The organism is Flavobacterium ardleyense, from assembly GCF_042686085.1.
Taxonomy (GTDB): domain Bacteria; phylum Bacteroidota; class Bacteroidia; order Flavobacteriales; family Flavobacteriaceae; genus Flavobacterium; species Flavobacterium ardleyense.
On sequence record NZ_JBHUOL010000012.1, the window covers coordinates 554,544 to 577,944 of the forward strand.

A 23,401-nucleotide genomic window follows, 5' to 3' on the forward strand; every position below is an offset into this window, starting at 1 on the left:
TTTATAACAAATGGCAAACTTAAAGGAAATCCGTAATAGAATTACTTCAGTTTCATCTACGATGCAAATTACATCAGCGATGAAAATGGTTTCGGCTGCAAAGTTAAAAAAGGCACAAGATGCAATTACTGCAATGCGTCCTTATGCAGAAAAACTTACCGAACTATTACAAAACTTAAGTGCAACTCTTGAAGGAGAAGTTGGAGGTGCTTTTACAACTCAAAGAGAAGTAAATAAAGTACTTCTTGTAGCAATTACTTCAAATAGAGGTTTGTGTGGTGCATTCAACACAAACGTAATTAAACAAACAAAACTTGTTGCAGCATTATACGGTGGAAAACAAGTGGATGTTTATGCTATTGGTAAAAAAGGAAACGATGTTTTACGCAAAACTGTTAATGTAACGGAAACGCAAATTGGTATTTTTGATCACTTAACATTTGAAAACGTTTCTGCAATTGCGCAAGAATTAATGGATAAATTTGTGGCTGGTGATTACGATAAAATCGAAATTATCTATAATGAATTTAAAAATGCTGCAACTCAAATTGTAAGAACCCAACAGTTTTTACCTTTAGCTCCTATTATAGGTGGCGAAGCAGTTTCTTCAGATTATATTTTCGAACCATCTAAAGAGGAAATTGTGATGACTTTGATTCCAAAATCATTGAAAACACAGTTATACAAATCTATTAGAGATTCATTTGCAGCAGAACACGGAGCACGTATGACAGCAATGCATAAAGCAACCGATAATGCTACAGAATTAAGAGATCAATTAAAATTAACGTACAATAAAGCACGTCAAGCTGCAATTACTAATGAAATCCTTGAGATCGTTGGTGGAGCAGAAGCTTTAAATAACTAGTTTTAATAAACATATTTATAGAAAGTCCCGATTCGTCGGGACTTTTTTGCGTTTATAAGAATTAGGAAATTATTTATATTTCTAAAAGTACAATTGCCTTAACTAGTAAAATAGGTTGAAATATTTCGGAGTAAACTAATTAAGCTCGTTCATGTTTTTATCCAAATGACTGCTGTATCTTCTGTTTTTAGCTTCGCCTATTTTTTGAGTGCCGTAAATACTATTATGTCCTGATAATAAGTAGGAAACAATGCAAGCAATCGCTACATAAACTCCGGATTCCACACCAAAGAGTTCGATTGCCATTAACATACAAGCCAAAGGCGTATTCGTTGCACCTGCAAAAACGGCAACAAATCCCATTCCTGCTAAAAGTGCAGTAGGAAGTGGAATAAAAAAGGATAAGGCACTTCCTAAAGTGGCACCAATAAAAAATAGCGGTGTAACTTCACCACCTTTAAATCCGGCGGCAAGTGTTAGAATTGTGAGGGCCATTTTAATTGCAAAATCGTAAATAGGAAGTTGTTCTTCAAAAGATTGTAAAATTGTTGGAATTCCCAATCCAATGTATTTTGTTGTTCCCGAAGCTAAAACGGCTAATGCCACAATAATTCCTCCGACAAACTGACGTAGCGGCGGGAATTTGATTTTAGATTTAAACATTCTTGTTGAAAAATGTATTGTTTTACTAAAAACCGCGGCACACAAACCAAATAAAATTCCGGCAATTATGCTATATATAATAGGAAGTGCTCCAATTTCAGGCGTAACGCCGATGTTATAATGTGTATGTTGAACTTGCCAAATATTAGTTACTAGATCCGCAAGAATTGCAGCTGCAAAAGCTGGAAAAATCGCGTTGTATCTTATTCTTCCAATTAGGAAAACTTCTAGACCAAAGACCGCTCCTGCTAATGGTGTCCCAAAAACAGAACCAAAACCAGCTGCGATTGCCGCAATAAGCAAAATTTTACGGTCACTTTCAGTCAATTTAAAAGGTTTGCTAAATTGATCCGCAATCGAACCTGCCATTTGTATTGCAGTTCCTTCTCGACCTGCTGAACCTCCTAAAAGATGTGTTGCAATAGTGCCAATGTAAACAAAAGGAGCCATTCTAAACGGAATAACTGCTTTTGGATTGTGAATCGTGTCAATTAGTAAATTATTTCCTGCTTCTACATCTTTTCCTAAATAATGATAACCTAAACCTATCAACAAACCACCAACCGGAAGCAATGCAATAAGCCATAAATTACTTTCTCTAACATTGGTTGCCCAATCTAGAGTTACTAAAAATCCAGCGGAAGCTGAACCTATAAGAATACCAAGCAGTGAGCTAATCACTAACCATTTAAGAATATACGGAATTGCTGGAAATTTTCTAAAAAATAATCTAAACAAAATTAGAGATTTTTTACTGGCTGATTTTTTTTCTTTACGATTGGTCATAATTATCCTGATCAAATGCTTTGTACATTACCATAATCAGGCGTCATCAGCTTTTAAAAGCGGTTGGGTTAGGAAGATCACCATTTCCTATTTCGACTGTAAAAGTAAACTTTATTTTTTTTCTGCGCAAATTTTAAAACAAGAGCGAAAATATTTGCGTAGAAGAAAAACTAAACGATTAAAAACCAAATCGATCTTTAAATAAACTTCCTGCAATTTTTAGATAGACAAGTGCTATTGGAATATTTGCTAAAATTAACAGTATTGTTTTTGTAATTTCAATCCTATCATTTTTATTCGCCTTAATCAATCTATAGATTAGAAGTAAAAGTTTGATTCCGTTAACGAGAGTCGCAAGTAAAACAAATATAATTCCAATATAAGCTATAAATTCAAAGTTAAAAAATACAAAAGCTAAGAATATTGCGGTTCCAATTAAGAATGAAATTAATGCAGTTTTTTTTGCGTCAGAAATAGCCTCTTTGTCTATTGATATCATATTTTCGATTAGTGTTTTCCTAATTTTCAAAACTACTCTAAATTAATGTTTTTTTTATCCAAACGATGATTTTCAAACATTTCAATTGCTGTTTTTAATAATCCAATAATTCCAATACCAAAAACTATTGTTCCATAAGATAGTTGTTTAAGCGCCTCGTTTTTTGAGATATAAATGCCGTAAAAACCAATCGAAATAATAAAAATTGCCATTATTGCTATTACAATAAGTGCTGTTTTTCCCTTTTTTGGGTTTTCCCAAATTTTTCTAGAAAATTCGTTTTGAGTTTTTGTGGTATCTTGTAAAGTTGAAAGGCTCAGTCCTAAGCCCATAAATAGTAGTGTGTAATTGTAACATTCCCAAATTGCTTCAAAGCCTATAAAGTATGGTTTTAAGCAATAATATACTCCTACAAGCATTGCAGGATATTGTAAGTAGCTTATTTTGTGAAAAGCATTTCTAGGATCAAACATTTGTTTTCTTAGTTTTATTAGGTAAACTCTTTTCAAATATAAATAAAAAATTAGTCTATTTTGAAGTTTTATTGCCTGAAAGCGAAACCAAAAAATCCTAGTCAATTGAAATTTTATTTTTGTAATCTTTGAACATTCAAATGATATCTAAGAAATAAGTCCATTCTTTTTTATTTTAATTTAAAACTTTTTCTATTTTATCACAATCGGTTCGATTAGAAGTCATTATGAAAGGAAACGTATTTATCAGAATTAAACCGAAAAATCACTGATAACTTGCCACTTGAAAATAATTTGTTAAATTTCATTTTAACTAAACAAATAAAAACAGCACTTATTTTTCAACAACATAACAAGCTTAAAAATTACCTATTATTTTCTTTTTGTTTATATTATTTTACGTCTTTTCGAACATAGATAATTATATAAAGTATCTTAATCACCATTTATATGTTAATTTATTATTTCACTTACTAAATAATTGTTTAATGAGAATGTGAAAAATTTTATGATATTTAACAAGTTTTCCCTTATGTATTAAAACTAAAAAATTGTTTGTTATATTTAAATATTATTATATTTTTGGGCGTTAATATAAGTCCCACTTATTAATGCGCAATTTATTGTATATAACTGGAGTGTTTTTTTTATTTGCACTTCCAAATTCGGCGATCGCTCAAGTATATCAGCCAATTGATACTACATCATCAAAATCGATAAAAGACTTTGTTTCTTCCTTTAAATCTAGACATCAAAAAACTCTTTCAGACGTTAAGAGTCAGTTTTCTGGTGAAGTTAAAAGAAAAATGGAATCCATATATGAAGAACACTACACTAGTTTTGTGAGTGAAATCAATAAAGGTGAACTGTATTTTAATGATGAATTAAATAATTATTTAGAAAAAATAGTAAAGCATATTACAGATTCAAATCCGGAATTAAAGGAAAAAAATTTCAGAATTTATTTTTCAAGGGAAGGAAGTGCTAATGCTTTTAGTGTAGGAGAGGGAACTTTAGTAGTTCATTTAGCACTTTTAAACACCTTAAAAACAGAAGGCGAGTTAGCGGGTGTAATTGCTCATGAAATGGCACATTATACACTAGATCATAGTTGGAATAGTATCAAAGATTACTCTGAAAAAATTACTTCATCAGACTTAAAAAAGCAAGAAAAAAAAATAACACAATCAAGATACAATAAACAAGAAAGTGCTGAAAAACTGTTAAAATTCGTTGTTTATTCGCGTAATAGCAAGTCTAGGGAATTTGAATTTGAGGCAGACTCTAAAGGATATTCCTATTTTAAAAACACTAAATATAATCAATATGATTTTGTCAATGCATTATCGCGATTAAATGATGCGGATATAGAAAAAGACAGTTTAGTAAACGAAGATTATGTTAGATTTTTTACTACTAAAAATCAAAAATTCATAAACGAATGGACCGATATTGAAGATTTTTCTAGATATAATTATGGAAAAAAACACATGATGAATTGGGAAATAGATTCTTTAAAAACGCATCCCAATTGCGACAATCGTATTGAAAAAATAAAACTATTAAATCCAAATAACCAAAACAGTACATTCACCGTTGACGCATCAATGGAGCGTAAATTATTTGAAATTGCAAAATTAGAGGAGGTTTTTAACTTGTATTATTTTAAAGAATATGGTAATGGATTGTATGAAGTTTTAAAAATGCTCAAAAGCGACAATAAAAACATGTATTTATTGAAATTAATGGCATTAAACTTAGAGGAATTGTCTAAAGCAAAAAAAAGCATGAAGTTTAACAGCTATATTCCTAATGTAAATCCCAAAACGCAATCCCTTAGTAAACAAAATTATATAAGTTTCATGAATAATATCTCGACTAAAGAATTGGAAAGATTAGCCAAGGACTATAACGAATTAACGCAATAAAAATGAAAAAAATAATTACCTTCTTATTCTTAGTAGTTGCAACTCAAATAAGTTTTTCTCAATCGTATAAAATTTTAAATACTGCCGCAGGAAAATTAGAAAATTTTGTAACTTTAACAGATGGAGACGAACTTTATGGTTATGCCGAACTAAGGCAATTAGACGAATTAAGTCCCACGGAAGTGAAGTTTAAATACATCATTTTGGATAAAAACATGAACACTATTAATTCGGGTGAGTTTGTTGAAACGAAAGTTAAAAAAAAGTGTGTCATTGAAAATTATCAGATTGTTTATAATAATGGACATATTTTATTCAATTTTATTGAGAATTTTGTTTCCGAACAACTTTTTATAAACATTAAATTCAAATATAAAATTTTAGGTTTAGCAGCAAATAAAATCACTGCAAGCGGCACGTATGATAAATCTATAAAACCAGATGATAACAACATTCCGAAAATGTTTAAAAACGTTAAATATTATGCAGCAGCCGCCTTGTCAAACTCAGGATTTTTTGTACAGCTGGTTAATTTTGATAAGAAAAAAGATGAATCTGCATGTTTTGCAATTGATTTCAATGGCGAGCAATTGTGGGCCAGCAATGTAAAACAAGCCGAAGAAAAACACGAATATGAGTATCAATTTTTTGAAATGGATGAAAATACACTTTCATTCATTGCTACAAAATCTAGAGGTTCTAAAAAAGTTTCGGATCATTTATTGATTTTAGATACTAAAACTGGAAAAGAAATCTCCTTTACAAACTTGTACAACGATACGTACACATTACTATTTTCTTTTTCAAAAATTAATGATGAAAAATTAACAATTATTGGAAGATATTTTGAAAAAGAAAAAAGAGATCGAGTAGAATACGATGAATCTTTAGGACTTTATAAAAGAGAAATTGATATGAAATCAGGTAAAATCATTTCAGAGATCTTTTTGCCATATTCAAAATTTAACTTTAAAGATATAAGCGAAAACGGTAAGGTTAAGGGAGAAGGGATTTTGGATTTTAGAAAAATAGACCAAAATCCAGACGGAAGTTTTTTCATGATAGCCGAAACATTTAGAGCTAAATCAAAACATAATTTATATTTCGAATTATATGTTTTTCAAATTGATAAAGATTTTAATTCTATAAGCACCAAGTCATTTGATACAGAAAAAAGTTTCAAAAGCAAGTACAGGTTTTCACAAGAATTACTAGGAAATGCTGGCAAAGTATACTTTTTCTACGATAAAAATGAAGATAAAAAACTAGAGCTGAATTTAATCGATTTCAATTTTAGCTCAAAAGAAATTACATTAAGCAAAATGAATTTGAACACTACTGAAAGTAAAATTACTGTTTTTCCTGCTAAAACAGGATATGTGGCTATAAAAGAAGAATTTACCAATCCTAAAAAAGGAGAAAGTCAAATAGAAATTAGATTAGAAAAATTAAATTATGAACGTCAATAAATATATTATGAAAAATTTTTTTACAGTTTTAGGTTTTTTAATTTTCACAACCACTTTTAGTCAAGTCTATGATGGATTTGCAGATATCAAAAAAAGTTTCGGAGCTTCATTTCAAGACAAAGGTATTGGTATTGTAGGGAATTATGATACAGGTTTAAGTGATTATTTTTCCTATGGTGTTAGTTTTGGTTTGATCGTAAAAAATAGTTATCCAAAATCAATTATTGCATACGATCAATTTAATCAGCCATACGAATTGGATTCTCAACCAGAAAATAAATTAATGGAAATAATTGATTTCAATGCGCGTTTGAATTTACACATGAATAAACTATTAAATTTAGGCGATAATTTTGATTTATATGCTGGTGCAAATGCAGGTAGAAATTTTGGAGGTCAAGCAGGAACGAGATATTTAATCACTGAAGGCTTTGGTTTTTTTGCGGAAGTTAATGTTCCTTTTGTTACAAATATTATTAATTTAAACGATGACGCAGAAAATTTTTATAAATTTTATGAACAACCTGTTTTAAGTGTTGGTATAGTAATTAGTAACTAATAAATTAATCTGTACAGTTACTAAATCAATAAGGTTTAGTATAAAAAGAACACTTGTAAATTATTTTTAGAAGTGTTTTTTTTTAGTAATCAAAATCACTCCTAAAATGGAATTAAGATTTTCTTTCTTTAACCTGATTTATAGAGCCTAATTAATGGTTTATCTAAAAAAAAGTTAATTCATCTATTTTACAAAACAGATATCTTTTTAAAAACATGAAATTTAAAAAAAATTATTTTTTAGCATTAAAATTCTAAAAAATTAATGCATTTACATGAAAAACTTTTTTTATTGTTAAATAATTTACTTGTAAAACTCTATTTCCTCAAACTTTATTTTTTGGTATATTTGTAAGAACCAAATGCCATCTAATGAAGAATTTCTTTACTCTTTTAGCTTTAATTACTGCTTTTTTTAGTTTCTCACAATCGCTTCAGCTAGAAGATATTATGAAAGGAAACGAATTCATCGGGAACCAACCTGAAAATCACCGTTGGTCTGTCGATGGAAAAACGATGCTGTTCGACTGGAATCCAAACAATGAAATAGGAAATAGCACTTATTTTTGGAATACGAATTCGAGTGCTCCACAAAAAGTTACAGCTTCAAATCCAATATATGATATTGATTACGATGCTTCACAAAAGCAATTTGATGTAATTTATTATAAGAATCAAGGCGTTTTGTATGCTTATACGAAAGCCACGAAAAAGACTAAAAAAGTACTTCATTCTACAGACAGAATTACCGCGGTTGTTCGAAGTATTATTCCTAATATTGTCTTTTTTCAACAAAGCAGAAATGTATACCAATTAAATACCCAAGATTTTTCGATCATCCAATTAACTAATTTTAAATCGGGAAAAGAGAAAGCAAAAGCAGAAGAGACGGAAGGTTTCTTGCAAAAGCAGCAAGATGAATTATTTCAATTTGTTCGTGATGGAAAACAAAGTAAAAAATGGTATGAAGAAAAATATAAAGCAAATAATGAATCGTTTCCGAAAGAAATATTTTACGATAAATCGAATTTAGAACAGATAAAACCTTCGCCAGAGGGAAAATTTATAACTTTTCGAGTTTCCGATTATCCAACGCCTCCAACTTCAAATGTCGAGAATTTTATTACAGCTGATGGTTACACAAGACAAGATAAATCAAGGTCAAAAGTATCTGTAGAAAATTTTAGTAAACATAAATTGGGAATATTTGATGTGGAAAAAGACACAACATATTATGTTTCTTTTGCCGCTTTATCAGGAATTAAAGACACGCCAAAATATTATCAAGATTATGCTAATTTAAAAGACAAATCGGATTATGAAACGGATGTAATTATGCAAAGTCCAGTTTACAGTAATGATGGAAAAAATGCGGTTTTAGAATTGAGAAGTCAAGACAACAAACATCGTTGGATTGTGCAGTTGGATTTAAATTCCGGAAAAACAACCGAATTAGATCATCAACACGATGAAGCTTGGATTGGAGGTCCTGGAATTCCGGGATATAACTTCGGCGGTGGAACTTTAGGTTTTATTGATGATTCCACGATTTATTTTCAATCAGAAGTTTCAGGCTTTTCGCATTTATATACTTTAAATCTAAAATCGAAGAAAAGAGAAGCCTTGACCAATGGAAATTGGGAAGTTCGAAATGTTACGTTGGCAAACGACAGTAAATCATTTTACATTACGACTACAACGACGCATCCGGGAAACAGAAATTTTTATAAATTGGACATCGCTTCTAAAAAAATGACGGGAATTCTAACGAAAGACGGAAATTACGAAGTGGAACTTTCGCCTGACGAAAAAAATATTTTAGTCCGTTATTCGTATAAAAACAAACCTTGGGAATTATATGTCGGAGCAAATAAAGCGAATGCCGATGTAAAGCAAATTACGTTTTCAACAACTTCTGAATTCAAAAAGTACAATTGGGCTTCACCTGAAGTGATTACTTTTAAAGCTTCGGATGGTATCAATGTGAATGCAAGATTGTACCAACCAAAGACTGAAAATAAAAATAAAGCTGCTGTTATTTTCGTTCACGGAGCTGGATATTTACAAAATGCCCATAATTATTGGAGTACTTATCACAGAGAATTCATGTTTCATAACTTGTTGACGGATTTAGGTTACACCGTTTTAGATATTGATTATCGCGCAAGTGATGGTTACGGACGCGATTTTAGAACCGGAATTTACCGTCATATGGGTGGAAAAGATTTATCAGATCATTTAGACGGAAAGAAATATTTGGTTGAAACTTTAGGAATCGATAAGGATCGAGTTGGAATCTATGGCGGTTCTTATGGCGGATTTATCACTTTGATGGCTTTGTTGACAGAACCAGGTGGATTCAAAGCGGGAGCGGCGTTGCGTTCAGTTACTGATTGGGCACATTATAACCACGGTTACACTTCTAATATTTTAAATTTCCCAGAAACAGATCCTGAAGCTTATAAGAAAAGTTCGCCTATTTATTTCGCAAATAATTTACAAGATAAATTGCTTATGTTACACGGAATGGTCGATGATAACGTGCAATTTCAAGACATTGTTCGCTTGTCGCAACGTTTTATTGAACTGGGTAAGAAAGACTGGGATTTGGCCGTATTTCCGGTTGAAGCACATGGTTTTAAAGAAACATATTCTTGGGTAGACGAATACAGAAGAATTTTGAACTTATTCAATGATAATCTTTTAGAGAAATAAAATGTCTCAACTACTAGAACTTACCACAAAAGAGGAAATGTTGGCGCAATTACCGATCATCCAACAGTTATATCCAGATTATACGAATGAAATTTATGGTGATTTACTCGATAAAATGATTCCACACAATTACAAACAACTGATTGTGATTGAAAATAATACAACAATTGGTTTGGCAGGCTTTTGGATAGGAACTAAGTTGTGGTGCGGCAAATATTTAGAGTTTGATAATGTTGTGGTGCATCAAGACTTTCGTTCGAAAGGAATTGGAACAATTATGACCAATTATTTAAATCAAAAAGCAATTGAAGAAAATTGCAATATGATGGCGCTGGATGCTTACACGACTAATTTCGGCGCACAAAAATTCTATATGAACCACGGTTTTGTGCCAAAAGGTTTTCATTTTATTAAATATTTAAAGCATTAATTATTTAAATGATACAAAATGAAACTATAAAACTCACTCTTTTCTTTTACTCGTTTTTCGTAGCTTGAAATATTTCCCGAATGTCCTGCAATCTTGTTCACTTTTAAATAAATAGGATTTTTCTGAGCAGCTCTATTTTGTAATTTTGCCACAAATTTATACGAATGAAAAGGAGGAACTCTATCGTCATTTTCAGAAGTGATAATTAAGCATGTAGGATAATTTACGTCTTCCTTAATGGTGTGATAAGGCGAGTAAGAGATTAAAGATTCAAATTCTTCTTTGTTATTGGGATTTCCGTATTCGTCAAAATGGTAGCTTCCAGTTGTATATTTTTCAAGAGTAGACATGTCTAATCTTCCCATTTCAGAAACAACTACTTTAAATAAGTCTGGTCGTTGCGTCATTGCGGCGCCTACTACTAATCCGCCGTGCGAACCTCCATTAATAGCTAACTTATTTGGATTCGTATATTTTTCAGCAATTAAAAATTCCGCTGCGTCCACGAAATCATTAATTGAATTGATTTTTTTCAAACCTTTTCCTTCTTTATGCCAGTTTTGTCCTTTTTCTCCGCCACCTCTAACCTGGGCAAACGCGTAAACACCACCTTTTTCTAAGAAATGCAAGAGTCCAGTGTCGTAATTCGGACTACTAACGACTCCAAAGCCGCCATAAGCCCGTAATAAAGTTGGATTATCTCCGTTTAGTTCAATTCCTTTTTTATGAATGATAACTATTGGAATTTGTTGGTTATCTCTGCTTTTGTACGTTATCGTCTTAGTTTCAAAATAGTTAAAAGGGAATAGTGAAGGTTTTGGAACAATAAAATCGTTAAAATAAATAGAATTAGCTCCAGTAGTAATGTTTAATTTGTAATTCAGGGAGGAAATAGTGTAAGAATAAAAAGTAACAAAAAGATTGTTTGATTTTTTATCAAAAAGTCTAATTTGAAAATCCATGCTGTGAGGTGCTTCAAACTTGCGAATAAATTTCCCTGTATAATCGTAAATAGACATATAGAATTTCCCGGAATTATTATACTTGCAAATTATATAATCTTCTAAAAAAGTAGTGCCAACTAACAAATGAGTATAGACTTGCGGAATTAAAACTGTGTTTTCTGTCCTATTATTTATATCAAAGTAACTGACATTTCCCCAAGGATACTTTTCATCGGAAAAATAAAATTTATCATTGGCAATATTTAAGAATTTAAGATTACTGTTTTCGTCTTTCAGAAAGTTCTTAAATTCAAATGATTCGCTATTCGTGTCAGTATAATAGTAGTTTTCAGTACTTTCGTTTTCACTTGTTTCAACGATGTACAATTTATCCTTTTTCGTAAAAAAAGTAAAATTAGATTTACTATTTGAAGTGTCATAGACCAACTGATCTTTACTTTGAAGATCTCCAATTTTATGATAATAGAGCTGATACGTTGAATCTTTAGCAAAAAATTCCTTGTTTAAGTTTTTCTTGTAGAAAATACCTTTGTCATCATTCCAAGCAACATTTGAAAATTTAATATCTGTTAAAACATCATCGAGATATTTTTTATTTGAAAAGTCTTTAAATTTAATTTCCTGTCTATCACTTCCATTCGGACTAATTTTAAATGCTAGATATTTTGAATTTCGCGAAGGATAATAATCAGACATAATAACGTTAGCGTCTTTATAAATATCAAAAGGATCAACCAGTGGCGTTGGTATATCATTTAAACTTTTACTATAATGTAAAACACCTGGTTTGTTTTTATCTACTCGATATAAGCTGTAAAAATATTTTCCTTTTTTACTTGGAATAGCGTAAGTAGACAAGTAATTATAGTCCTTTATTTTGAATGAAAAGTTATGTTTTTTTACTGCTTCCGTAAGCTTTTTATCACTAACATTATTTTGTAATTCAACCCATTCTTCAACCGCTTTCTCGGAAGTGTTTTCTAACCATTTATAGTCATCATGGATTGTAATTCCATGTTTTAAGATAGTTGAAGAAACTTTTTTAGTTTCAATTTTTTGTTGAGAGAAAATGGTCGTACTGATAAAAAGCAGTAGAAATAGTAATCTTTTCATATTTATAATAATAATCTTGCGAAAGTATTAAAATATAATTATAAACAATAGTTTTACCTTGTTCTTTGCGAGAATAATTTCAGTAACTTTATCAAAATGAAATTTATCATGACTAAGTATGTTTTATATCTATTTTTTTGCGCATCATTAATTTCTTGTAATTCTACACAAATAATTGCACAAGAAAACATACAATCGGTTTCTTACCAGAAATGGGTTGCAGGACTTGAAGACGGTGGAAGCGGTGTTAATTTTTATGTAAACTTAATACAACCTTTACACAAAGACATTGCATTAATAAGTGTTCATTTTCATGGGCAGGAAGCTCTTTTTGAAAAGACCTCTGAAACGGAATATGTTGCTAAAATCCATTCAGGTCAAAAAGACTTAATCATGGATGAAAATCCTGAAAATGAATATGGTAATCAAAGTGCTGTAATAAATTTAAAATCAAATGAAGCAATTTTGACCTTTCATAAGAATGGAGAAACATTTACAAAGAAGGTTGAAAACGTTAAAGAAAAACCAATCATTGCTTTTCCATCAAGAAATAAAGAAAAGAATTAATTACTTTTGCTTTAACATCAAAAATCTAAACGTTGAGTTTATATAAAAGTCTTTTCAAACAAACTGCAATTTATGGCTTAGCCACAGTTTTACCAAGAATTATCAGCTTTATTCTGAATCCTTTATTTGTTATCTATTTAGCTGATAATAGCACAATGGGTGAGGTTTCTGTGATATTTTCTTACTTAGTATTTTTTAATGTAGTGTTGGCGTATGGAATGGAAACGGCCTTTTTTAGATTTTATAATACCGAAACAAATAAAAACAAAGTAATCTCCACGTCCACCATTTCACTAGTATGGTCTACTATTGCATTTTTGATTTTATTTCTATTTTTTAGAAATAATTTAGCTGATTGGTCGGGAATTAGTGTCAAATACATTGTATTTACCATATGGATTTTAGCTTTGGATGCATTGGCGATTATTCCGTTTTCAAAGATAAGAGCAGAAAGCAGACCTTTGAAATACGCAATCATTAAGATTGTAAATGTTTTAATTAACTTGTTATTGAATGTTTTCTTCTTAGCAATTTTACCTTCTTGGGCTTCAGAAACGGACAATATCTTTGTCCAAACTATTTATCACCAGGATTTTCAAATAGGGTATATTTTTCTGGCTAATTTGTTAGCAAGTTTTGTGACATTACTGATGGTTTTGCCAGATTACATAAAGATTAAATGGCAATTTGATGTTGTCTTATGGAAGAAAATGATGCGCTACGCATTTCCAATCCTTATTGCCGGTATTGCGTTCGCTATAAATGAGCATTTCGATAAAATTCTTTTAAATTGGATGAATGTTGACTTAGCAGAAATTGGTGCTTATGCGGCCTGTTATAAAATAGGAATGTTTATGGTTTTATTCAGAACAGCCTATACGTTAGGAATTGAACCGTTTTTCTTTAGTCATGCTACTAATGAAAACGCACCACAAACTTATGCTACAATTACAAAATATTTCGTCATTTTTGGTTCGTTTATCAGTTTAGGGGTAATAGTATTTGCTGATGTTTTAAAACTTATTTTAGTACCGAAGGAAAGCTATTGGTCTGCTATGGATGTTGTTCCTTTAATCGTTTTAGCAAATTTCTTTCTAGGGATTTATACTAATTTTTCGGTTTGGTATAAGTTAATCGATAAAACCAAAATTGGAGCGTACATCTCTATTGTTGGAGCTTTTGTGACGTTAGGTTTAAATTTACTTTTTATTCCTAAATTCGGTTATATGGGTTCAGCAGTTGCAACTATTATAGCTTATGGAGCCATGATGATTATCTCTTATCAGTTAGGCCAAAAACAGTATCCAATTCCATATGATAAGAATAAAATATTTGGCTATTTAATAGTTTCAATCTCTTTATCTGGATTGTCTTTTTACGTTCCAATTTTCAGGGAAACTTATATTTTTGGAATTGCTTCTATCTTGTTTTTTGCTTACTTTGTGTACCGAAACGAAAAAGAAACGATCCTAACCATTTTAAAAAGAAAATAATATTTTGGAACAGCAGAAATATGAATTAAAATTTCTCAAATTTCTTTAATCTTTGTTCCAATAAACATAATAATAAATTGAATATGAAAATCAAAATCATCAATAAGTCTTCGCACGAATTACCTAATTACGAAACGATTGCTTCGGCAGGAATGGATTTACGTGCTAATATTACAGAATCTATTACACTAAAATCATTAGAAAGAGCGTTAGTAAAAACCGGACTTTTTATTGAATTACCAATTGGTTATGAAGCACAAGTTCGTCCAAGAAGTGGTTTGGCTTTTAAAAAAGGAATTACCGTTTTAAATTCTCCCGGAACTGTTGATGCTGATTATCGTGGTGAAATTGGAGTAATTTTAGTAAATTTATCAAATGAAGACTTCGTAATCGAAAACGGAGAACGAATTGCCCAATTAATCATCGCCAAACACGAAAGAGCGGAATGGCTTGAAGTTACTGAATTATCAGAAACAGCAAGAGGCGAAGGTGGTTTCGGAAGCACAGGTGTGAAATAGTCAATATACAAATTACATTATACAACATACTTTCTTATGAAGATAATAGTTCCAATGGCAGGTCGTGGTTCACGCCTTCGCCCACATACATTAACCGTTCCAAAACCATTAATTCCGGTTGCTGGGAAACCTATCGTTCACCGTTTAGTGGAAGATATTGCGGGAGTGTTAAATCAAAAAATTGAAGAAGTCGCTTTTATCATTCACGAAAGTTTTGGTAAAAAAGTGGAAGAAGAATTAATTGCTATTGCCCAAAAATTAGGGGCGAAAGGAACGATTTATTATCAAAACGAAGCGTTAGGAACTGGTCACGCAATTATGTGTGCCAAAGATTCTTTGAGCGGTCCAGCAGTTATTGCTTATGCGGATACTTTAATTCGTGCTGATTTCGATTTAGATACTTCTGCCGATAGCGTAATTTGGGTGAAACAAGTTGATAAACCCGAAGCTTTTGGAGTAATCAACCTAAATCAATCGAATGAAATCGTGGAATTGGTTGAAAAACCAAAGGAATTTGTTTCGGATTTAGCCGTTATAGGAATTTATTATTTCAAAGATGTTTCTGTGTTGAAAGACGAATTACAATTGGTAATTGACAACAATATTATTCATGGTGGCGAATACCAAATCAACGATGGAATCAAACAAATGATGGCAAAAGGTATGAAGTTTGTTCCCGGAAAAGTGGACGAATGGATGGATTGTGGCAATAAAGATGTTACGGTTGATACCAATACCAGAATGTTAGGATTTTTACATAATGATAAAGAAAATTTAGTTGCTTCTGATGTAAAGTTAGAGAATTCAACTATTATTCCTCCTTGTTATATTGGCGAAGATGTAGTTTTGGTTAATGCTACAGTTGGCCCAAATGTTTCTTTAGGAAAAGGTTGTCACGTAATAGATTCGACAATAAAAAATAGTTTAGTGCAAACGCATTCACATATTAAAAACGCCAAATTAGACAACGCAATGATTGGAAATCACGTGAACTATGATGGTAATTTCACAAGTATTAGTATTGGTGATTATTCCGTTTTAGAATAAGTTTATAATATATTTTTAATGAGAAAAATCAGCTTAATCAGTTTTTTTATCTTTTTCATCACTTTTAGTTTTGGAACAAATTCTTTTGCACAAGAAAATCCAGAAGACCTTGCATTAGTAGATAATAAAATTGAAGATGATTTTTACACAGCTTTGGAACAAAGAGGTATCGAAAATTACGATAAAGCTATAATTGCTATTCAGAAATGCATCGAAAAAGAACCTAAAAATCCGGCCTTTTATTATGAATTGGGTAAAAACCAATTGGATTTAAAAAATTATATCGGAGCGGAAACAGCTTTCAAAAAAGCAGTGGAATTTGATAGTAAACAACGTTGGTATTGGAATGGTTTGTATGATGTTTATTATCAAACAAGAGATTTTGAAAAATCAATTCCTATTGTTGAAAAATTGATTGAATTTGATCCAAATATGAGAGAAGATTTAGTTTCGCTTTACATGAATACCAATCAAAAAGAGAAAGCTTTAAACTTGTTGAAGGAAATGCAAGCCACTTCTCATTTGAGCAGTACGATGGTTTTTTATAAACTTAAGATCGAAGAATCTAATGAATTTGCAAAGCCTAAAAAAGAAACATTAGAAGAAGGCATCAAGAAGAATCCAAAATATGAGCAAAATTATATTGATTTAATTGTGCTGTACACGAGTTTCAATCAGGAAGATAAAGCTTTTGAAGTCGCTAAAAGATTGGAAAAAGAAATTCCAAATTCGGATTGGGCGCATGTAACTTTAGTAAAATTTTACTTAGACAAAAATGAAGGAGCAAACGCTTCAAAGTCCATGTTTAAAGTCCTTGGAAACGATAAAATAGATCTAAAAATAAAACATCGTGTTTTCAACGAGTTTTTAATCTTTGCAATAAAAAATCCTGAATTTTTCAAAGATGTAGACGAAGCGATTCCGTATTTTAATTCGGACAATCAATTAAATGTTTCTAAAGAAGTTGCAAAGTTTTTTTGGACAAAAAAAGACTTGGAAAAAGCGATTTATTATTTTGATAAGGCATTAAAGTCTAACAGTCAAGATGTAGAAACAATGGATTATTACTTGAGTGTTTTGATTCAAAAGGAAGATTATAAAGCATTAATTCCTAAAGCTGAAGCCTTTTTGGAATTGTATCCAACCCAACCGAGTTTTTATTATTACGCTGGATTTGCTAGTAATAAAATCAACCAATTTAAGAAAGCAAAAGACTTTTTAGAAAACGGCTTAGATTTTGTAGTGGATGATAAAGCAATTGAAAGAGATTTTTACACCCAATTAATCATTAGTTGTGAGAATCTGGGCGATGTGGCTAAAAAACAATCGTATTCTAATAAATTAAAACAAGTAAAATAACAATGAGAACAGTCTTATCCGCCTTTTTAATCTTGTTTTTAATAGGTTGTAAATCCAAACAAAAGGTTGCGACTGCCGCAGCAACTGACAACACCGAAGTTTCACAAATTATCAAAGGACATTATGGTAATCAGTACGATTTCAAAACTTTGAATATTCGTGCAAATGCTAGATATGAAGATGCGAAGCAATCACATTCTTTAAATGCTGATATTCGAATTAAGAAAGATGAAATCATTTGGATCAATATCAAGTTTTTCGGAATTCCGATGGCAAAAGCCCTGATTACTCCTGATAAAGTGAGTTATTATGAAAAAATAAACGGCACCTATTTCGATGGAGATTTTAGGATGTTAAGCAATTGGTTAGGAACCGATTTAGATTTTCAGAAAGTGCAAAATTTATTTCTTGGTAAAGCGATTGACGATTTAACAAAAGGGAAATGGATTGCTGAAATAAATGAAAAATTATTTCGATTAACTAAACCAAACGACTCCGATATTTCAAAAGATTTCTATTTTGAAGCGGCTAATTATTTGCTGAAGAAAGAAACGATTTCGCAAGAAAGTAAAAACAGAATGTTAGTTATTCAGTATCCTTCGCATCAAGAAGTGAATAAGATTTTCTTACCTAATAAAATAAGTATTAATGCAGTTCAAAAAGATAACGTTTCTATCGATATTGAATACAAGAATGCTACATTTAATGAAGATTTGAGTTATTCTTATTCAATTCCACGGGATTACAAGGCAATTGAAATCGATTAATATTTTATTTTACTAAAACAAAAACTACCTTTGTAAAAACCAATAGTGCATGAACCATTTTTTAAAAATACTTCTTTTCTTTTTTATCACTTCTATAGCTTTTGCACAGTCTTCTGAGCAACAAAAGTTAGAAGCAAAAAAAGCGCAAATTCTAAAGGAGATTGCGGATAATAAAGTTCATTTAGAATCAGAGAAGAAAAAAGAGAAATCGGTTTTGAATCAAATTACACAACAGATCAATTTAATTACTTTAAGACAGCAATTGTTAAATACTACGGCAAGACAAACACGTTTGTTAACGGATGATATTTACCTAACACAATTGGAACTAAATAAATTAAACCGTGAATTAAAAGTATTAAAAGAAGATTACGAAAAAATCATAGTTAAATCCTATAAAAGTCGCAATGATCAAAGTAGGGTTATGTTTGTTTTGTCTTCTGAAAACTTTCTGCAAGCCTATAAGCGAATTCAGTACATGAAGCAATATGCGGGTTTTAGAAAATTGCAAGGTGATGAAATTCAGGTAAAACAAGATAAATTAGTTATTGCAGAAAAACGTTTGCAAGAAAGTAAAAAAGAAAAAGAGAAGGTTTTACAAGAAACTGAAAAAGAAAAGAAAGCATTAGAAGAAGAGAAGAAGGAGCAAGAACGCTTGGTGAAATCGATTCAGAAAGACAAGAAAAAATATCTAGCTCAAATCGATCAAAAGCAAAAAGAAGCGAAGACGATTGATGCAAGAATCAAAAAGATAATTGCGGATGAAATTGCAGAAGCAAATAGAAAAAACGCTGCAAAATCTGGAACGACAGCTCCAAAAGCTGGAACAGCCGCTGCTTCAAAATTTGTTTTATCTGCAGAAGGTAAAGTTGTTTCAGACAATTTCAAAGCAAATAAGGGTAAATTACCATGGCCGGTTGTTGATGGTTATATTTCTTTAAAACATGGAGATCAGCCGCATCCAATTCATACGAATTTAACGATTCATAATAGTGGTGTGGAGATTTCAACAAAGCCTGGATCTACTGCAAGAGCGGTTTTTGGTGGAGAGGTTTTACAGGTGCAAGTAATTTCTGCTAATAATAAGGCCGTGTATGTTCAGCATGGAGATTTTATTACGGTATATTTGAATTTAGCTTCAGTAAGTGTAAATAAAGGACAAAAAGTGAGCATCAAACAAAGTATCGGAACTATTCATACAGATTCATCAGGCAGAGCAGTGATTAAGTTTTTAGTGCTTCAAAATACTACGACGCTAAATCCGGAAACCTGGTTGAACATGTAAAAAATATAATGAGGTCTAATTGGCCTCATTTTTTTTGGATTATATTTTCTTGTATTTTTATAACTTAATTTCAACGCATGAAAACTTCAGACATTAAAATACTTCATATCGATAGCAATCATCCCCTACTTTGGGAACAATTGGAACTAGCAGGTTTTCAGAATGAGACTGATTTTACTTCGACCAAACAAGAAGTAGAAGCAAAGATTGAAAATTACCATGGAATTGTGATTAGGAGTCGGTTCAAAATTGATAAAACTTTTTTAGATAAAGCCATAAATTTGAAATTCATCGCACGAGTTGGTGCTGGTTTAGAAAGCATCGATTGTGATTACGCTATTGCTAAAGGAATTGATTTAATTGCTGCTCCGGAAGGAAATGCTAATGCAGTAGGCGAACACGCGCTTGGAATGTTATTATCGCTGTTTAATAACTTAAATAAAGCCAACAACGAGGTAAAGTCGGGTCAATGGAAGAGGGAAGCTAATCGTGGTTATGAGTTAGAAGGAAAAACCGTTGGAATTATAGGTTACGGTAATATGGGAAAATCGTTCGCTAAGAAATTGAGTGGATTTGACACGAAAGTTTTGTGCTATGATATTCTTCCTAATATTGGAGATGCGAATGCGACCCAAGTAACTTTAACCGAATTGCAAGAACAAGCAGATGTTTTGAGTTTGCACACGCCATGGACATCTGAAACAGATAAAATGGTTAACGCAGATTTCATTTCCAAATTTAAAAAACCATTTTGGTTGATCAATACCGCAAGAGGAAATTCGGTTGTAACGGATGATTTAGTCGGAGCCTTAAATTCAGGAAAAGTTAAAGGAGCTGGTTTAGATGTTTTGGAATATGAAAAATTATCTTTTGAAACGCTTTTTGAAGATGAAAAACCAAAAGCTTTCGAATACTTGCTTCATGCTGAAAATGTTTTATTATCACCTCATATTGCCGGCTGGACCTTTGAGAGTCATCAGAAGTTAGCGCAAACCATAGTGGATAAAATTAAACGAACGTTTGATCAAGTGTAACAAAAGCGAATAAAATCTACTTATAAGAAATTTTTTTATAAATTCGCACACTAATCAAAAACAAAACAAATGGAAGTAACAAACCAACCAGAAAAATGGAATGAGCCAACAGGAAACATTCCGGTATTTAAAATGGACCCTATTATTGTATTATTATTAAGTTTCGTTACGTGCGGATTGTATTTAATCTACTGGAATATTAAGGTATCGGAAGTAATTAATGCGGTTTCTGGCAGAGAAGTAATATCTACTCCAGTCGCTGTTTTTTCAGGATGTTGTATGCCTGTGAATATATATTTTTACTATATAATGGGTAAAGAAGGTTTGCCAAATGTTTATAAAAAAACGGGAGAATTGGATAAAGATCAGTCTAACTTGTTAATTCTTTTAGGTCTTTTCTTCCCTTTTGCTGCTGCAATGATTGTTCAAGGTGACATTAATAGACTTTACTAATCAAAGACTTTGAAAAAAATAGAATTCTAGGTATTACAGGTGCGTTTTTAACACTTGTGATACCTTTTGTTTTATGGTTGCAAAACAACAATAATTCGTTAGATTCTGAACAGTCGTTTTGTCCATTAAAAGCGTTGACTGGCTTTCCTTGCCCTTCATGCGGCATTACTAAATCGCTGGTGTATTTTTACGATGGAGATTGGTTAAAAAGCGTAAGTTTTCATATTCTAGGCCCTTTAGTGGTTGGGTTTTGTTTGTTTATAATTGTGCTCTTTGCGGTGGAATTAAAAACGAAGAAAGTCTATTTTAGAAAATGGTTTTACAGCCGCAAGTTGGCTTACTTTTTGGCTGGTTTTCTAATAATTTATCATATTATACGATTAGTACTTTTTGTACGAGAACATTCTTGGGATGAGATTGTTAAACAAAGTATCTGGAAATAAAAAAGGCTTACAAATTTTGTAAGCCTTTCTCTTTATATTATCCTTTTTCTTTTCGCTCTAATTCTGCTTGAAATTCCTCCATAACGGGTTTTACAGTACTTTCAGGTAAATCTGCAATTCTGATATACATTAAACCGTCAATTGCATTGTTAAACAATGGATCTACGTTAAATGCGACAACTCTTGCGTTTTGTTTAATGTATTTTTTTATCAAAACCGGCAAACGTAAGTTCCCTGGCTCTATCTCATCAATAATTTTGTCAAACTTATTTAAATCTGCTTCAGTTTCATTGAAAACAAAATCTTTGTCTGCGTCTTTAAGTTTTACTTTATATTCTTTTTTCGGATGAATGTATTGTGCAATATAGGGATCGTAATAATGCGACTTCATAAATTCAATCATCAACGATTTTGAAAAATTCGAAAATTGATTACTGATACTCACACCGCCAATCAAGTACTTATGTTCTGGATGATGCAACGTTGTGTGCACAATTCCTTTCCATAGTAAAAATAATGGCATTGGTTTTAATTGGTATTCTTTAATGATGAAGGCTCTTCCCATTTCAATGGATTTGCTCATCATGTCATATAATTCTGGTTCAAATCGGAATAATTCATGCAGATAAAAACCATCAATTCCGTACTTCGGATAAATATGTGAACCTAATCCCATTCGATACGCACCAGCAATACATTGTGCTGCTTCATCCCATAAAAACATATGGTGATAATATTTATCGTATTCATCAAGGTCTAGTGATTCATTAGTTCCTTCACCCACTTCTCTAAAGGTAATTTCTCTTAAACGACCTATTTCGTGTAAAATATTTGGAATTTTATCAGCTGTTACAAAGTAAACTTCATAATTCTTACTTTGCAATAAACGATAATCTCCTTCTTTTAAGAAAGCCATTTCTTCCAAAATTTCACTGTGATTTGCTGGTTTAGCAATTTGTTTTGGAGGTTTTGGAATTGATAACTTTGGCAAATGCATCTTATTGTCCTCTTCGTAGGCATTAGAAAGCATATAGGTTTTCTTTCTTAAGAATTCGCCATAACTTTCAATATCTTGATATTCGTTTTGTTCCGCAACTGAAATAGCTTTTCCAATACGAACTTTAATAACTCTGTTTTTTTGCGTATTTAATTCACTTGGTAGCTTAGCAGTTCTAAGCGTACTGTTGATTTTAGATAAAAAGTAAAACAAGCGGCTATTTTTAGCATGAAAATAGATGGGAACTACAGGAACTTGTGCTTTTCTAATAACTTTGATAGCACCTTCTTCCCAGGGTTTGTCCACAACTAATTTTCCGTCTTTATACGTAGAAACTTCACCAGCAGGAAATATCCCTAGTGGTTTCCCATCGCTCAAATGACGTAATGTTTCTTTAATTCCTACCACACTAGACTTAACATCCTTATGATTTTCAAAAGGATTCACCGGCATTATGTAAGGCTTAAGTGGCTCAATGCGATGTAGTAAAAAATTAGCTATAATCTTGAAATTGGGCTCTTTTTCAAGCATTAATTTCAATAACAAAATGCCATCAATTCCTCCTAATGGATGATTTGAAATGGTAATATAAGCACCGTCTTTCGGTAAACGTTTTAAATCTTCTTCTGGAATTTCGAACTTAATCTGTAAATCGTCTAAAATTGCATTCAAGAAAGCCACATCTTTTAAATGTTTGTGTCTGTCATACAATTTATTTAACGCAGAAATTTTAAGTACTTTCATCAATAGCCAGCCAGAAAAAGTTCCGAAAACTCCGTATTTATCAGCGTTAATCGCCTTTGCAACTTCTTTAGCAGTAACTAAACCCATTTATCAATTATTTTTGAGCAAGAAACAAAGATAATAATTATGTTGAATTGTTGGCTATAGGAACTCACAATTAAAAAGTCAATTTTATTATATTTTTTATTTTATTGATATCTAATTTGTTATAAATTCTATGATTTCAG

Annotated in this window: 21 protein-coding genes and 1 riboswitch; of the genes, 16 read left to right on the top strand and 5 right to left on the bottom strand. The window is 31.4% G+C overall.

What is annotated here, in order from left to right; all coding sequences use genetic code 11:
- The first annotated feature begins 10 nt into the window (after positions 1–10).
- Complete coding sequence (atpG, locus tag ACFSX9_RS08225) at positions 11–868, top strand: ATP synthase F1 subunit gamma (protein WP_379806519.1); 858 nt, start codon at positions 11–13, stop codon at positions 866–868.
- 135 nt (positions 869–1,003) lie between these two features.
- On the opposite strand, the gene ACFSX9_RS08230 is transcribed toward atpG, so the two are convergent.
- The 3 genes from ACFSX9_RS08230 to ACFSX9_RS08240 form a co-directional block, all read right to left on the bottom strand.
- Positions 1,004–2,317, bottom strand: a complete 1,314-nt coding sequence (locus tag ACFSX9_RS08230; RefSeq protein WP_379806521.1) for a voltage-gated chloride channel family protein — start codon at positions 2,315–2,317, stop codon at positions 1,004–1,006.
- Between the two features lie 30 nt (positions 2,318–2,347).
- Positions 2,348–2,414: riboswitch (Fluoride riboswitch) on the bottom strand.
- A gap of 81 nt (positions 2,415–2,495) precedes the next feature.
- A complete protein-coding gene (locus ACFSX9_RS08235) occupies positions 2,496–2,846 on the bottom strand; it encodes a hypothetical protein (RefSeq protein ID WP_379806523.1) in 351 nt (116 codons plus the stop codon).
- Between the two features lie 2 nt (positions 2,847–2,848).
- Complete coding sequence (locus ACFSX9_RS08240) at positions 2,849–3,289, bottom strand: hypothetical protein (RefSeq protein ID WP_379806525.1); 441 nt, start codon at positions 3,287–3,289, stop codon at positions 2,849–2,851.
- Positions 3,290–3,927: 638 nt separating this feature from the next.
- On the opposite strand from ACFSX9_RS08240, the gene ACFSX9_RS08245 reads away from it, so the two are divergent.
- The 5 genes from ACFSX9_RS08245 to ACFSX9_RS08265 all read left to right on the top strand — a co-directional run bounded on the left by ACFSX9_RS08245 (position 3,928) and on the right by ACFSX9_RS08265 (position 10,389).
- Complete coding sequence (locus ACFSX9_RS08245) at positions 3,928–5,217, top strand: M48 family metallopeptidase (RefSeq protein WP_379806527.1); 1,290 nt, start codon at positions 3,928–3,930, stop codon at positions 5,215–5,217.
- Between the two features lie 2 nt (positions 5,218–5,219).
- Positions 5,220–6,686 (top strand): DUF6770 family protein, encoded by a 1,467-nt coding sequence (locus ACFSX9_RS08250; protein WP_379806529.1) that lies wholly within the window; start codon positions 5,220–5,222, stop codon positions 6,684–6,686.
- A 7-nt stretch (positions 6,687–6,693) separates the two neighbouring features.
- On the top strand, positions 6,694–7,245 hold the full coding sequence (locus ACFSX9_RS08255) for a DUF6646 family protein (protein ID WP_379806531.1): 552 nt from the start codon (positions 6,694–6,696) through the stop codon (positions 7,243–7,245).
- 371 nt (positions 7,246–7,616) lie between these two features.
- Positions 7,617–9,959: a S9 family peptidase gene (locus ACFSX9_RS08260; RefSeq protein WP_379806533.1), complete on the top strand. Its 2,343-nt coding sequence runs from the start codon at positions 7,617–7,619 to the stop codon at positions 9,957–9,959.
- Position 9,960: 1 nt separating this feature from the next.
- A complete protein-coding gene (locus ACFSX9_RS08265) occupies positions 9,961–10,389 on the top strand; it encodes a GNAT family N-acetyltransferase (RefSeq protein ID WP_379806535.1) in 429 nt (142 codons plus the stop codon).
- On the opposite strand, the gene ACFSX9_RS08270 is transcribed toward ACFSX9_RS08265, so the two are convergent.
- Positions 10,386–12,467: a prolyl oligopeptidase family serine peptidase gene (locus ACFSX9_RS08270; protein ID WP_379806537.1), complete on the bottom strand. Its 2,082-nt coding sequence runs from the start codon at positions 12,465–12,467 to the stop codon at positions 10,386–10,388. The two genes, ACFSX9_RS08265 and ACFSX9_RS08270, sit on opposite strands and share 4 nt — an antisense overlap.
- A 108-nt stretch (positions 12,468–12,575) precedes the next feature.
- Between ACFSX9_RS08270 and ACFSX9_RS08275 the strand changes: the two genes are divergently transcribed.
- The 10 genes from ACFSX9_RS08275 (at position 12,576) to ACFSX9_RS08320 (ending at position 21,433) form a co-directional block, all read left to right on the top strand.
- Complete coding sequence (locus ACFSX9_RS08275) at positions 12,576–13,034, top strand: hypothetical protein (RefSeq protein ID WP_379806539.1); 459 nt, start codon at positions 12,576–12,578, stop codon at positions 13,032–13,034.
- A 32-nt stretch (positions 13,035–13,066) separates the two neighbouring features.
- On the top strand, positions 13,067–14,527 hold the full coding sequence (locus ACFSX9_RS08280; RefSeq protein WP_379806541.1) for a lipopolysaccharide biosynthesis protein: 1,461 nt from the start codon (positions 13,067–13,069) through the stop codon (positions 14,525–14,527).
- 83 nt (positions 14,528–14,610) lie between these two features.
- Positions 14,611–15,045 (top strand): dUTP diphosphatase, encoded by a 435-nt coding sequence (gene dut, locus ACFSX9_RS08285; protein ID WP_379806543.1) that lies wholly within the window; start codon positions 14,611–14,613, stop codon positions 15,043–15,045.
- A 36-nt stretch (positions 15,046–15,081) separates the two neighbouring features.
- Positions 15,082–16,092 carry a sugar phosphate nucleotidyltransferase gene (locus ACFSX9_RS08290; protein WP_379806545.1) on the top strand — a complete coding sequence of 337 codons (1,011 nt, stop codon included), beginning with the start codon at positions 15,082–15,084 and terminating at the stop codon, positions 16,090–16,092.
- Positions 16,093–16,110: 18 nt separating this feature from the next.
- Positions 16,111–17,451: a tetratricopeptide repeat protein gene (locus ACFSX9_RS08295; protein WP_379806547.1), complete on the top strand. Its 1,341-nt coding sequence runs from the start codon at positions 16,111–16,113 to the stop codon at positions 17,449–17,451.
- Positions 17,452–17,453: 2 nt separating this feature from the next.
- On the top strand, positions 17,454–18,218 hold the full coding sequence (locus tag ACFSX9_RS08300; protein ID WP_379806549.1) for a DUF4292 domain-containing protein: 765 nt from the start codon (positions 17,454–17,456) through the stop codon (positions 18,216–18,218).
- Positions 18,219–18,267: 49 nt separating this feature from the next.
- Positions 18,268–19,503: a murein hydrolase activator EnvC family protein gene (locus tag ACFSX9_RS08305; RefSeq protein WP_379806551.1), complete on the top strand. Its 1,236-nt coding sequence runs from the start codon at positions 18,268–18,270 to the stop codon at positions 19,501–19,503.
- Between the two features lie 77 nt (positions 19,504–19,580).
- On the top strand, positions 19,581–20,537 hold the full coding sequence (locus ACFSX9_RS08310; RefSeq protein WP_379806553.1) for a 2-hydroxyacid dehydrogenase: 957 nt from the start codon (positions 19,581–19,583) through the stop codon (positions 20,535–20,537).
- Between the two features lie 69 nt (positions 20,538–20,606).
- A complete protein-coding gene (locus ACFSX9_RS08315; RefSeq protein ID WP_379806555.1) occupies positions 20,607–20,990 on the top strand; it encodes a DUF4234 domain-containing protein in 384 nt (127 codons plus the stop codon).
- 56 nt (positions 20,991–21,046) lie between these two features.
- Positions 21,047–21,433 (top strand): DUF2752 domain-containing protein, encoded by a 387-nt coding sequence (locus tag ACFSX9_RS08320; protein ID WP_379806557.1) that lies wholly within the window; start codon positions 21,047–21,049, stop codon positions 21,431–21,433.
- A 37-nt stretch (positions 21,434–21,470) separates the two neighbouring features.
- Here ACFSX9_RS08320 and ACFSX9_RS08325 read toward each other — a convergent pair whose 3' ends face one another.
- Complete coding sequence (locus tag ACFSX9_RS08325; RefSeq protein ID WP_379806559.1) at positions 21,471–23,261, bottom strand: GNAT family N-acyltransferase; 1,791 nt, start codon at positions 23,259–23,261, stop codon at positions 21,471–21,473.
- Positions 23,262–23,401 lie beyond the last annotated feature (140 nt).